The organism is Desulfurococcaceae archaeon, assembly GCA_038845865.1.
Lineage (GTDB): Archaea > Thermoproteota > Thermoprotei_A > Sulfolobales > Desulfurococcaceae > UBA285.
In genome coordinates, this window is the sequence record JAWBQJ010000001.1 from 516,422 (window position 1) to 529,691 (window position 13,270).

General features: G+C 49.2%; 12 protein-coding genes. 5 read left to right on the plus strand and 7 right to left on the minus strand.

The window, feature by feature from the left end; translation table 11 throughout:
* Positions 1-9: 9 nt before the first annotated feature.
* The 3 genes from QXU03_02805 to QXU03_02815 all read right to left on the minus strand — a co-directional run bounded on the left by QXU03_02805 (position 10) and on the right by QXU03_02815 (position 5,890).
* Complete coding sequence (locus QXU03_02805) at positions 10-1,074, minus strand: L-threonylcarbamoyladenylate synthase (GenBank protein MEM2170667.1); 1,065 nt, start codon at positions 1,072-1,074, stop codon at positions 10-12.
* Positions 1,075-1,136: 62 nt separating this feature from the next.
* The gene (locus tag QXU03_02810) at positions 1,137-3,596 is read right to left on the minus strand and encodes a tRNA(Met) cytidine acetyltransferase TmcA (GenBank protein MEM2170668.1); all 2,460 of its coding nucleotides are present in this window, start codon (positions 3,594-3,596) and stop codon (positions 1,137-1,139) included.
* A gap of 41 nt (positions 3,597-3,637) precedes the next feature.
* Positions 3,638-5,890, minus strand: coding sequence for a CDC48 family AAA ATPase (locus QXU03_02815; GenBank protein MEM2170669.1), 2,253 nt, complete (start codon positions 5,888-5,890; stop codon positions 3,638-3,640).
* A 278-nt stretch (positions 5,891-6,168) separates the two neighbouring features.
* Between QXU03_02815 and QXU03_02820 the strand changes: the two genes are divergently transcribed.
* Together QXU03_02820 and QXU03_02825 are read left to right on the plus strand one after the other, a co-directional pair.
* Positions 6,169-6,816, plus strand: a complete 648-nt coding sequence (locus QXU03_02820) for a hypothetical protein (GenBank protein MEM2170670.1) — start codon at positions 6,169-6,171, stop codon at positions 6,814-6,816.
* A 323-nt stretch (positions 6,817-7,139) separates the two neighbouring features.
* Positions 7,140-7,874 carry a KaiC domain-containing protein gene (locus tag QXU03_02825; GenBank protein MEM2170671.1) on the plus strand — a complete coding sequence of 245 codons (735 nt, stop codon included), beginning with the start codon at positions 7,140-7,142 and terminating at the stop codon, positions 7,872-7,874.
* Here the strand turns inward: QXU03_02825 and QXU03_02830 are convergent.
* Entirely contained in the window at positions 7,861-8,403 is a 543-nt protein-coding gene (locus QXU03_02830) for a phosphoribosyltransferase family protein (GenBank protein MEM2170672.1), read from the minus strand. The genes QXU03_02825 and QXU03_02830 overlap by 14 nt on opposite strands.
* A 62-nt stretch (positions 8,404-8,465) precedes the next feature.
* Between QXU03_02830 and QXU03_02835 the strand changes: the two genes are divergently transcribed.
* Positions 8,466-10,073 (plus strand): CTP synthase, encoded by a 1,608-nt coding sequence (locus QXU03_02835; GenBank protein ID MEM2170673.1) that lies wholly within the window; start codon positions 8,466-8,468, stop codon positions 10,071-10,073.
* A gap of 117 nt (positions 10,074-10,190) precedes the next feature.
* Complete coding sequence (locus QXU03_02840; GenBank protein ID MEM2170674.1) at positions 10,191-10,856, plus strand: transcriptional regulator; 666 nt, start codon at positions 10,191-10,193, stop codon at positions 10,854-10,856.
* On the opposite strand, the gene QXU03_02845 is transcribed toward QXU03_02840, so the two are convergent.
* Positions 10,843-11,568 carry a TatD family hydrolase gene (locus QXU03_02845; protein MEM2170675.1) on the minus strand — a complete coding sequence of 242 codons (726 nt, stop codon included), beginning with the start codon at positions 11,566-11,568 and terminating at the stop codon, positions 10,843-10,845. The two genes, QXU03_02840 and QXU03_02845, sit on opposite strands and share 14 nt — an antisense overlap.
* On the minus strand, positions 11,562-12,077 hold the full coding sequence (locus tag QXU03_02850) for a hypothetical protein (GenBank protein ID MEM2170676.1): 516 nt from the start codon (positions 12,075-12,077) through the stop codon (positions 11,562-11,564). Before QXU03_02850 ends, QXU03_02845 begins: the two co-directional genes overlap by 7 nt.
* A 161-nt stretch (positions 12,078-12,238) precedes the next feature.
* On the opposite strand from QXU03_02850, the gene QXU03_02855 reads away from it, so the two are divergent.
* Positions 12,239-12,910: an HAD family hydrolase gene (locus QXU03_02855; GenBank protein MEM2170677.1), complete on the plus strand. Its 672-nt coding sequence runs from the start codon at positions 12,239-12,241 to the stop codon at positions 12,908-12,910.
* Here QXU03_02855 and QXU03_02860 read toward each other — a convergent pair.
* Positions 12,907-13,200, minus strand: coding sequence for an ArsR family transcriptional regulator (locus QXU03_02860; protein MEM2170678.1), 294 nt, complete (start codon positions 13,198-13,200; stop codon positions 12,907-12,909). The two genes, QXU03_02855 and QXU03_02860, sit on opposite strands and share 4 nt — an antisense overlap.
* Between the last annotated feature and the right edge of the window lie 70 nt (positions 13,201-13,270).

Sequence of the window (13,270 nt, forward strand, 5' to 3'; positions counted from 1 at the left end):
TAGCGCTCGCTAAGCTTTAATCACCGTCTTTGAAGCCTTCCTCAACCTATTCATGACCGCTAAACCCAGGCCACGCTCCTCTACACCCTCGACGACTGCAACATCGCAGTCCAGGTCGTCAAGGCTTCTTAACGTTTTGAACAGGTTTTTAGCAATTTCAAACACGTTAAACCGCGAACCTAGTTCCAGTATAATAGAGTTGGGTAACGATGTGTAAGTGGAGGCTGTTTCGCGCGTTGCAACTATGCATACCTTTAATCCCTCTTTGACATATTTCAAGGCGCTAGTCAATATCGTCTTTTTGAGGCTTTCAATGCTCCCGGAGAGGGGCTCTACGAGGATTAGGGGGGTGTCTGGGGCATAGTGCCTATACTTCATTCCAGGTGCAAGTGCTATATCGGCTTCTCGGTATCCACGGGCGAACTCGGGAACCGCTATCTTTTCTCCTAAAACTTTCTCAATGTCCTCTACGGCATACGCGCCAGGTCTGAGCAGCACCGGGGGTTCTGCGAGGATGTCTATTATCGTGGACTCCACGCCGTGAACTGTTTCCCCGGCATCTATGATGGCATCTATTCTATTGTAGAGGTCCCTAATTACGTGTTCGGCGCTTGTAGGGCTAGGCTTACCTGCGAGGTTTGCGCTAGGGGCAGCTATGGGTGCCCTTGTTTCTCTAATTAAGCCCAACGCCACGGGGTGTGCCGGCATTCTCACGGCTACTGTGTCAAGCCCGCTCGTAACTATTTTTGGAACGCGTGGATGTCTTGGTAGAATCAACGTGAGGGGGCCCGGCCAAAACGCCTCCATTAACCTACGGGCTTTGTCGGGTATATCTACAGCGACCTCATTGAGCATGTTTACATCGCATATGTGTATAATGAGGGGGTTATCGGGCGGCCTCAGCTTAGCCCAGAAGATCTTTTTAACGGCCTCTTCATTAAAGACAACCGCGCCTAGACCGTAAACGGTTTCCGTTGGAAACGCCACGATTCCTCCTCTCCGTAGAATTTCGGCGGCCTTGGCTAGAATCAGGGAATCTGGTTGTTGCGGGTCGAGTTTAAACACGACGGTCATGACTATAGCCCATTACTCGGTGTCTGGTGGGCTTTACTGTAAGTACGGGTTACAGAGTCCACCTAGTAGCTTGGTATTCCGGGCTTATATGATGAGATGGACACCCCGGGCTTATATGCTTCGCGTTTGAGACCAGTGAAATATTCAAAGTATATGCATGCTATCTCGTGACCGGCTTCTTGAAGGGTCTTTACGGGTTTTTTGAGCATGCTGGCGGCTTCATCCCAGGATAGCCCTTGAAGGGCCCTTGTGATCAGTAGTAGTTCCTGTAACCTGTTAAGTTGAGGTCTGGCTTCTTTGCTTACAAGCCAGTGAAGCTTTGCAATGGTGTACATCAAGTCAGCGGCCGCTTCAAACGTCATAGGGCCTGTGCAGTAAGTCCAGAGCCTGTCAATGGCTATTAGTGAGGGTGCCGGGGGCCTTTCATGGTAAAAATAGGGATCGGCATCTAGCATTAAGTAAGCTACCTCGGGTTCAAGCTCTCTGTAGTTTACCGAGATACTGTTAAGCAGTTTCAACTTGAACTCTAACTTAGCTATTTCGACGAGTTTTGCAGCTTTTTCGTTAGCAGGCTTTATCACCAGCACCGTGTACTCTCCACTAACGGGGTTTCTGTCAGGGCTTATGTGAACAACGCTAAATCCGTTTTTAATCCAGAATTTTAAGAGCTCCTCCGTAACCCCGAACCCTGAACCCAACCAGTCTAGGCCCCTCTCTTTAACCTCCTCGAATACCTTTTCCAATGCCCAACTACCTACACCCTTACCTTGTACGGCTGGGTGTGTAGCTATTCTCACTATGCGCCAGCCAGCGGTATTCGCGAACTCTATCAACCTCGCGTGTTTAAGAAACCTGTCCGGTATGATGTTGCCGGGGATCTTGCCTCCCCGCAACAACTCGCCGATCATTTTCGGGTCTATGGGACCTTCCTGCGCTATTTGCACCGCGCAGACTACCTTACCCGAAGTCGTCTTAATAGCCCTTACTATGTGGTGTGGTGCATCTGCCAGCATTCCGAGGTCGTCGGGTTCGTTTCTGTAATGTGCGAGCACGTATATGCCGAATAGTTGCCTGAGCTCTTCTTCGTTTTCAAATAGCTCCCCGGGTTCGTACCTCGTGTACACTAGCCTCTTAGCTTCGATGTCTTTCAAGTCTTCCTCATCTAGTCCTACGGGCTCCGCATCTAGTAGTAGGGCTTTAAACAGCCACTCTTCTACGGGGTCATCGTAGTTGTAGCGTATTGGCTCGCTCATCTCGTATTGATACAGCTCCACGCCTTCCATGCTTTTCAGTCTTCTCAAAAACCTGACGGAAAAACCCCTACCCGCGCCTTCGTAACCGTGTATGGTGGTGGAAAATACTACCCTATTGTGGGCTTCGAGGATCTTGTATAGTAGAGGTACATGTATACCTGCCGCTTCATCAACCACGACTATGTCGCCTTTAAGTTTCGGTATCACTAATGGTTCCCAGTACTCTATGCTAAATCTCTCTCCGCGTACTTCAACCACGTTTCCTCCCCGTTTTACTACGTCATACTTGTATCCAAGCTTGTCGAGGACCTTCATTGCGAGGCTCATGAGGGATTGAACGTTGCCCGGCTCAGGTGACGTTACAAGAACTCTAAAACGGGGTTTAACTTTGCGGAATAAACATAATAGCCCGACTACTCCTATTCCCACGGCGCAACTCTTACCTCGACCTCTATCGGCTGTCAAGACGAAGACCTTCTTCGCGCCTTTTTTTGGCTTCTCGTAGAAGTATTCTAAGACTTTAATCACGTTAACCTGGTCGATCGTTAGCGCATGCTCGTAAACTTCGCTCGGAAAACTCCTTTCTTTCGGTATGTTCACCGTTCTAGTATAGGGTTTAAGTTCCCTCCTGAGTTCTAGTTTCTTGATGACCCTGTTGTTATCAGCATCGTATACCCCTATACCATCATGATCTAGGAGCTTTTTCTTGATCCACGTTATGAACACGTGTCTAGGCTCCGGGAACTGAGGCACGGTAAGGGTTTCCTTAAATATCGTCTTGTGGGTGTCCCACGTCTCCCATGGAGGGGTGAGAAACACGATAATGCCTCCACCTTCAACGATGCCCACCAATCTACCAACGTCATTGGGCTTCAGGTCCTTGGTTAAATCCATCACCAAGAACTGTACTGTCACGCCGAGGTACTTCTCGCTCTTTTCATATACAGAGTACTCAAAGTCCACTGAGTTCACGCTAGAAACCTCGGCCTCGAAGACCTCTTTAATCTTAACCGCATCTGGGAATTCGTCGTGATAGACGTAAAGACCGGTTAGTTCTTTTTTGCTCTCGAGCTTATACCACTTACCAGCATAATAGTTCACTAGTTTTGATGCGAGAACCCCCAGCTTGGTGGGATCGGAGCCTGATAGGGCTATGAGCACCCGTACCCTAGCTCTAATGAGCCTCTCAGATAGCTTGCCCAGATCGCGCATAAATCTTTTAAAAGAGGAGGGCAGGCTCCTGCTCGTGAAGCGGTAATCGCTCTTCAATAGGCTCGGCACCGGGAAGAGCGTTTTCACTAAAGGGTGCACTAACCATAAGGTAGCTGTATGCGCTTAAAGCCCCCGCTCGTACTAACCCTTTTCAACTCTTTAGCTAGCTTATCGTACATTTCGATGTCAGCCCTATTCAGACTAGGCGGTATTTTATTCAATGCATCGGTAAAGTGCCTTATTTCAACCCGCGTTACCTGTAACGAGCCTGATCTAGCGAACGTTTCCCGAAGAGCCAGCATGGCTGCTTCTTTACAGACGGCAGCTATATCTGCACCCGTATACCCCTCCGTTCTCTTGGCGAGTTCCTGGAGGTCTACGTCTTCGGCTAACGGCACTTTTCTGGTGTGTACTTTAAAGATCTCCACTCGAGCCTTGTAATCCGGTGGAGGCACGTAGACGAGTTTGTCAAACCGCCCAGGCCTCAGTAGCGCGGGGTCGAGTAGGTCCGGTCTATTGGTAGCAGCGATGACTATTACTCTGCGAAGCGGTTGAATTCCGTCGAGCTCCGTAAGTAGCTGGTTAACGATCCTGTCAATAACACCGCTAGGATCGCTACCTCTAACGCCAGCTATAGAGTCGATCTCGTCGAAGAAGACTATCGCGGGCGCCACCATACGGGCCCTCCTGAATATTTCTCTTATTGCTCTTTCGGATTCTCCGACCCACTTGCTCAGTATTTCGGGGCCTCTAATAGCTATGAAGTTAGCACCACTCTCAGTAGCCACAGCCTTCGCCAGCAGGGTCTTACCCGTGCCGGGCGGGCCGAAGAGTAAAATGCCCTTTGGAGGCTCGATGCCCATTTTTTCGAAGACGTGGGGGTACCTCATGGGCCACTCAATGCTCTCTCTGAGTTCTTGCTTAACGTCATCGAGGCCGCCGATGTCGCTCCACCTAACTTCGGGTATTTCAACTATTACCTCCCTCATTAGTGATGGCTGGATCGACTTCATCGCTATTAGGAAGTCCTCCATAGTAACTCCGAGTTTTTCAAGCTTCTCAGCCGGTATTGTAGGCTGGTTCAAGTCAATGTTTTCCTGCTGTATAAACCGCCTAAGAGCGCTCATGGCTGCTTCTTTAACCAGTGCTGCGATGTCCGCGCCAGTATAACCGTGCGTCATTTCCGCTATCTTATCCAAGTCCACATCCTCCGCTAACGGCATGTTCCTAGTGTGTACTGCTAAGATCTCCCTCCTAGCCCTCTTATCGGGCGGTGGTATTTCTATTTCCCTATCAAACCTTCCCGGCCTCCTCAGCGCGGGGTCGAGTGCTTCAGGCCTATTAGTTGCGCCTATAACAACTACCTTACCGCGCTCCTTTAATCCGTCCATTAGGGCTAGTAGCTGAGCTACTACCCTCTTCTCAACTTCGCCAACCACCTCCTCCCTCTTAGGCGCAATGCTATCTATTTCGTCAATGAATATTATTGCCGGGGCGTTTGCTTGGGCTTCTTCGAATATCTTTCTGAGCCTTTCTTCTGATTCGCCGTAGAACTTGCTCATTATTTCGGGGCCGTTAATGCTGGTGAAGTGCGCACCTATCTCATTGGCGAGGGCTTTTGCTAATAAGGTCTTACCCGTTCCCGGGGGGCCATACAGGAGTATCCCCTTCGGCGGCTCAATGCCGAGCCTTTCAAAGAGCTCGGGGTGTTTCATCGGTAGCTCAACGATCTCCCTGATTTTCTGCTTCACCTCCTCCAGATCACCTATATCCTCCCACGTTACGGGGGGCACACCCTCGCCTAAGAGCTCTGGTCTCACGGGCTGCCATCTAACTTCGATAAAGGTTTCATCGGTAACGTAAACTACGGCAGATGGCTGTACACTCGTAATAACAAATCTCAAGACCATGCCGTAAAATGGTATGTCAATCACGTCCCCGCGCTTAACCGGGTTTCCATGTAGGTACTTCTTGATTACCTGCGCGAAGTATTCGGGGTCAGCACCAACCCGGGGCATGTGCTCGACGGGGGCAACGACAATCCGGGACGCCGGATCCACCCTGATCGGCCTTACGGTAACGTAGTCTCCGGGTGACGCCCCTATGATCTTCCTCACCGTGCCATCTATCCTAACAAGCCCGGTGCCTTCGTCTTCGGGGTACGCTGGCCAGACCTTTAATACCTCCCTGCCCTTCGGCCCCACGATCTCGATGAAGTCCCCTATTTCGACTCCAAGCCTCTTCATAGCTTCTTTGTCTATTCTAGCTATTTTCCTACCAACATCTCGCGATTTCGCCTCGGCAACTCTCAGTTTAACGACTCTCTCCGTGCGATTGGATCCTTGGGACATTTAGCACCCTCTCGCTTACTTTTAGTATAGTTAGCGGGTAATAAAATCTAGGTTCAAGTCGTAATTCACAGCTTCGTTACACGACCTTACTCCTTACGTTCACAGTGAGGGTTACTTGGAGGAGCTTAATTGGGCTCATTGAAGTTCCGTGGATCCCCCCGTAGAAGGATCATACTATAAGCTTTATAAATGGATCTATTCGTAAAAAATGCAGAGGAATTTACTTCACCTAACTGAAAGTTTTATGAGCCTAGAGCGCTGAGCGGGGTGCCGGTTACATGACTATGGAGATGAGAACTCGGGTCGTATTCATAGGGTTAGTGGTAGCGTCACTCGTAGGAATTATAGGAATGTACACGTGGGTAGAAGTAACAGAGACGCCACTAGTAACCAGCACGCACACGAACTCAATACCAATTAAGAGCTTAGCGTGCGCAGGGTTTTACAGTAGCTCAGAACAGTTCGGCATAAACCTACCACTTGCCGGTACAAACTACAACGCCTTAACGTATAGTACAAGGTTAAGCGTAGCTCACAGAGACACCACGTGTAACTGGGTATATGGTGGACGTACCTTTAGCCTCTACGGGTCTATAGAGGTAACAGTCCCCGTCACGGGTGGACTGGTTTACATACAGGACTTCTACGGGTTCGGTTACAAGGGTAACACGAACAAAGACCCAGACATATACGTCTGGTTCAAGTTAAACCAAACAACGATGAATTCTATAGCTTCATCCGCATACATTAGAATGTATTACTACAAGGGGGAGCCCTATTGGGAACTAGACTTGATAAACGGCACCATGATCGGGCCTATACGGCTATCGCCGGGACAGGCATTAAGGCTAGACCTATTCGTAAAGGCGAATGCAACGGGCACTGGGAAGTTCGTTATTGAACTCTACGCTATACGAGTAGAATAACCGAGAAGCAGTGTACGTGAGAGAGCCCGGTTCTCGTGATAACCGGTATTACCGCTTCACCCCAGTTCTCCTACACCGGTCCCGGGCTCAGCCACCCTTCTATCCTCAAGAGCGTCTGGGATACCGAGGCTTCACGCCTCCCGGAAACTAGTTAAAGTTAAGAAGCATGAATGCGTGCTTTTCACCGATGAAAGAACAGCATTAACGAACATGAAGTAGTGTAAAACCTGAAAATACGCCGAAGGGGAGGCGCCCTTTCCCCGAAGAATCCTTATAAGCTTTATACAAGGTACCACTATATTCTAACTCAGGGGTGCGTGGCAGTGGTTGAGCGCGTAAAGACCGGTATACCTGGATTTGATGAGATATTGGGTGGTGGAATACCCAAGAGAAGCGTGGTCTTACTGAGTGGAGGTCCAGGTACGGGTAAGAGCATTCTTTCAATGCAGTTTTTATGGAATGGCTTACAGGTAGGAGAACCCGGAATATACGTTACACTAGAAGAGCACCCCGTTCAGGTAAGAGTGAACATGAAGAATTTTGGGTGGGATATTAGGCAGTATGAGCATGAAGGTAAGTTCGCGATCGTAGACGCTTTCACAGCTGGTATTGGCGAGTCCGCGAGGAGGGAGAAATACGTTGTCAAAGACCCTGACAGTGTTGATGAGCTAGTAGATGTGCTCAGGATGGCGATTAGGGAGACGAGCGCTCAGAGGGTAGCCATAGACAGTGTCTCAACGCTGTACCTGACAAAGCCCTCGGTGGCGAGAGCCATTGTCCTGCAACTAAAGAGGGTTCTCTCCGGTATGGGCACTACCAGTATCCTGGTCTCCCAGGTTTCAGTAACAGAGCGCGGTTTCGGCGGGCCGGGCGTAGAGCATGCCGCAGACGGTATTGTTAGGCTGGACTTGGATGAAGTCGAGGGCGAGCTGGTAAGAAGCATTGTAGTGTGGAAAATGAGAGGTACAAGTCACAGCATGAAAAGGCACGTCTTTGAAATAACAGATAAGGGCATCGTGATCTACCCGGACAGGGTTTTTAAAGCTAGTCGCTACTAGCGGCAACGCAGTACTTACTGGTATCTACGAACTCCTCGTCGCGTATTAAAACCCCCTCGTTCAGAGCCTCACAGACCTCCCACGGAAACACGATCCACTCGTTTGCGACGGCGTAGAAGTAATCCGGGGTATAGGTACTCCAAGGCTTCAAGTACAGGACGGCCGATTTCAGCGCCTTGGGTGCTTGAACGGCTAGTGTGTCTATGACTAGCTGTATTGTTCTACCGCTGTCAACCACATCATCGACTACTAGTACGCTCCTACCCTGTATTCGGGGCAGGGCGAGGGACTTTATGAACGGTTTATCCCCCCTAATGGCGACACCCCTATAGAACTTGGCTTCCACGAGGCCGATCTCGTCCACCCCTAGGAGATCCGAGAGCACCCTAGCCGGCACTAGCCCACCCTTGGCTATTGCCACTATGACTTCCGGCTTATACTCTTTAGCAACGCGCTTGGCGAGCTCGTTAAGTGCTCCCCGTACAGCATTCCACGAGATGTACTTTACCTTCGCTGTCTCGCTGTCCATGTGTTAACCTATATGGTTCTGGGTTTAAAACCTCGCAAAGAGGTTAGTGTAATGTGGGCACGTTGCCCAAGTACATATTCGTAACGGGAGGCGTTCTTTCAGGGCTAGGTAAGGGGACAATAGCGGCGTCGATAGGTTTCCTAGTCAAAAGCGCAGGGTTCAGCGTGACGGCCATTAAGATAGACCCCTATATAAACGTGGATGCCGGCACGATGAGCCCTTACGCGCACGGTGAAGTCTTCGTCACAGAAGACGGTGGGGAGACGGACATGGACATTGGCCACTACGAGAGGTTCCTACATACTGATCTATCGAAAAAACACAACATCACGTCAGGTCAGATATACTACTCCGTAATATTGAAAGAGCGTAAAGGGGAGTATCTAGGTCAGTGTGTACAGATAATACCTCACGTTACAAACGAGATCAAGGAGAAGATCCGGGAGATCGGGAAGGAGGACGGTGCTGACATCGTAATAGTCGAGATCGGGGGCACGGTGGGAGACATTGAAGGGCTGCCCTTCCAAGAGGCTGCTAGACAGATGAAGTTCGAAGAAGGAGAATCAGGTACATTCTACGTGCACGTGGCATTAGCGCCTATTCTCCCCTCCGGCGAGCTTAAAACGAAGCCCATTCAGCACAGCGTTCAAGAGCTACGGAGAATAGGAATCCAGCCGGATGCTATAGTAGCGAGATCTCACAGAAACCTCGACCATGAAGCGAGGCAGAAAATAGCCCTTCATTGTAATGTTCCACTGAATGGTGTGTATAGTTGCCCCTATACCGAGACGCCTTATGAGGTACCGCTCATACTCCACGAACAGGGGTTCACCAAGTACTTGCTCGAAAAACTAAAACTACCTGTCAAAGAGCCTCAATTACGGGAATGGGTGGGCTTCGTTACCAACCTGAAAAACAGTAGCAAATGGGTAAAAATAGCAATGATCGGCAAGTACACGAAGATCAAGGACAGTTACGTTAGCATAATTGAAGCGCTAAGACACGCGTCAGCTTGGAACAACGTTAAAGTAGACCTGGTGTGGCTTGAATCTACGGATATCGAGCAGAAGCAGGGATTATTGAAAGAACTGGATGAAGTTAGCGGCGCAATTATATTACCCGGTTTCGGTAGGCGGGGGTCCGAGGGCAAGATAGCGGCGATAAAGCATTTACGTGAAAGCGGTAAGCCTGTTCTTGGAATATGCTTCGGCATGCAATTAATGGTCGTAGAGGCGGCCAGGAATCTCGCGGGGCTTAGTAGTGCTAACAGTACCGAGCTCGATCCCAACACGCCTCACCCCGTTGTAGATCTCTTACCTGAACAGGTGGGCATCACGGAAATAGGGGGTACCCTGAGACTAGGCGCTAAGAAGATAGTGATCGAGCTGGGAACGCTCGCATGGAGAATATACGGTAAACGCGAGGTGCTTGAAAGGCATAGGCACAGGTATGGCGTAAACTTAAAGTACGTAGACGTCCTCGAATCCTCGGGTATTAGGATATCAGGCTATAGCGAGGAAGGATACCCAGAGATAATAGAGCTCGAAGACCCGGGTAGATTTTACTTCGGGATACTAGCACACCCGGAATTTAAGAGTAGGCCGCTACAGCCGAGCCCCGTATTTATGAACTTTATAAAGTATGTAGTTGAAGCCGGAAAGGTTAACTAATTAGCGTAGCGATCTCGTCAAGTGGCGATCCAACGTAACGATTAACACCCATTCACCATACTCGGTGAACATGCATATTTAAGGCCATATAGATAGTTTATAGCAGGGTTGATCTGCATGGAAGAAGAGATCGTGATAGACCTCACGAATGTGCCGCTCAAGCCTATAGGTAAAAAGGAGATTAGCCAGCTAGAAGCGGCGCTAATGATAGGTACTCTCTACAGGCCGGAGGTCTTAGAATTAATTAAAGACCCTATAGAGAGGGCTACGTGGATAGATAGTCTAGCAATAGCAGCCGCTGCTTTTGCAAGATATAAAGCAGGTACGCCTATTCCGGAGATAGCCGAGGAGCTCGGTAGATCGGAGACCACTATAAGGAGCCACCTCGGCCAGAAAACCAAGGCTGGAAAGCTTGTAGCGGAGACTTACGAGAAGATCAGGAGGGGCGAACTAAAAATACCGCTTCCACTCATTGGGGCACCCAAGATCAGTACCGAGGAAGAACTCAGAGCTCTCAAAGGCGAAGTAGAGGCCCTAAAAGAACGTAACAGGGCTCTAGAGGAGGAGGTGGGAGAACTCAAGCGTGAAATAGAAAACTTGAGAGGCCAGCTCAGCGCGAAAGAGGCCGAAATAACCGATCTTAGACAAAGACTAGAGAATGCTGATAAAGAGAAAGAGCGTGTCTTAAAGAAGTGTAGTGAGGTATTAGAGGGGGTTAAGAGGGTAAAGTCAATAATTTCCGAGGCCCTAAGCGTCGTGGAGGGGCTCACTACCTCTTACTAAACAGTTTCCTAAAGTTGCTGTATACGCGCTCCTCCACGTCGGTAACGCTTAGCTTTCTAATGTCAGCAAGGTACTTTACGGTGAGCTCGACGAGGCTGGGAGTCATTAGTAGCCCCCTATAGTTGTAAGGGGCGTCGCTCTCTGTTAACACGTTCTCGAGGCTGACCTCTTCAAGAATGTTTCTGTGCCTTTGCTGAATCTGCCACGCTGGGTTAGCCCCTATGTAGTAGCCTACGCTTTCAATTTGGTGTAACAATTCTATGGAGCCTGTATACCAGTGGAAATAAGCTCTATCTACGCCTCTCTTATATATAAGCTCGAACACCTCAACCCAAGCATCGGCTGCATGTAAATTCAAAACGAGGTCGTACTCCCTCGCGTAGTCGACGAATAACTCGAAGAGTTTCAATTGCCTTTTAAATGTACCTGGTCTAAACTTCTTATCTAGACCTACTTCGCCAAGACACTTCACCTTGCTACTACCAACATGCCTATCCAGTAGGTTCACGACGTCCCTGATACCGTACTCGTGTGCTTGCCAGGGATGTAGCCCGATGCAGGGCTCTATGACAGCGTGCTGGGTTGACGCCCTTACCACTTCATCGCTTGACTGAGGATCGTCGGCAACGCAAACCAGCACCAGCCTGCCTCCACGTATGTACGTGTCAAGGTCTCGAAGCTCCGCGCAGTGAACGTGAGCGTCGACTAGCAGGCCAGATCACCCGGTCGCGGAGACAACTTACTCTTTAGCTCGAGAAGCCTCGCAAAGCACCGGTCTTCAGCGCCATCGTAGGGTATAACGTTCACCGGTAGGATACCCGGTGGCTCCACATCCAGCAAAATAAAGACTGGTACCTTGAGCGCGTTAGCGAGTTTTAGTAATTTGCGTTTACAAGGTGAACGGGAAACTACACTACATGCATTGGGTGTTTTAGAAACGGCGTAAACGTAGTTACTACAGGGATCAAGGAAGACGCCGCTCAGCGTAATGCAATGGTTAATGCCCGGCGGTAAAAGCCACAGTACATGCTTCTCCAGCCCCCAAACATGCACCTGGAATTCTACGCCGGAGCATATGGTGGTCTCGTTAGCGGCGTGAACGAATAAGACGAACATCTTTTCCTCCAATCGCGCCTCGAGAACACCATTACACATTTTCAAATGATCGCGATTGGTGCACCTGATCGACCCGTTCTCCTTGGTGCATTGAATGATGTTCACACTGCTCACCGGTTAAAGCGGCTACTTTCGGGCTAGTTTGTAAACTCCAAGATTTAAAGCGCAGTATACGGTAAAATTAGTTTGAGAGCACTAATATGCCTGATGATGTGTTTGCCGAAGTCGGAAACGTGAAGAGTCTCCCGAAAACTGAGGGACCCTGAGTGACGAGGTTAGAACTTCTAGTACTAGACTACGATGAAACCGCCGTAGAAAACACGGTAGACTTTTACGAGGCATACTGCGAGGCCTTAAAAATACATGGAAAAAAGTGCGTGAGCTTTGATAGGTTTATTGCATTGTTGAGTACAGACGAGCTTGGAGAGGAAATACCGGTGGGAGCAGATGAAGTGGGGTTTTGGAGGGTATTTAGGAGAGTGTACGGGTCCAGGCACTCCACACTACGGCGCGGCTTAAGGGAACTTCTCATCGCGGTGAAAACACTCAATGTAAAAGTAGTGGTGATATCGGGTAGGGAGACTCCACCATACCACATTGAGTTTGATTTGAGGAAGCACGGCATCTCCGAGTTCGTGGATGGAGTCTACACGCTTTACAACTTGCTGTTAGTTGGCGAAAGGGAAGAGTTCTTATTCGACAAGTCACCGTTAATAAGGTATGCAAAGAGAAAGCACGGTATAAGTGGAGAGGTTATCTGCATTGGAGACTACGTAACAGACTACTATAGCTGTAGGAAAGCGGGCGGAGTCTTTGTTGGTATTGCCAGCGTATCGGAAAGAGGTGAAAGCCTTAAAAAAGCCGGCGTGGAGTTCCTAGTAAAAGACTTTTACGAGGCATTACTCTGCTTACACTACCTTGGACTACTAAGGGGTTAAACAGATGATGCAACATACTTGCCGTCGTTGTCTAAGTAAACCTCGCTCCGTTCGAGTAGGGTGTTAAGGGCTTTGCGTATCTTGTCCTCACTAGCTATGCCCGAGAGTATTTGGTGTATTTCCTTCAAGTTCATGGACCTGTAGCTTAGTAGCTCCTTCACTATTATGGTAAGCTCCTCGTCGTTTGGCGCTGTAACGAGGATCACCTCATCATCTTCATGCAGTATCCTAAGCCTAATTCTTCTGCTTAGTTCTTGTACTTGATTCTGGTCAAAGCTATTAGCCTTCAATTAAAGCACACCTTCATGCATGCTATCGCTACTGTTTGTTATTAAGGGTTACAGTAAGTTTTAAGCGTTT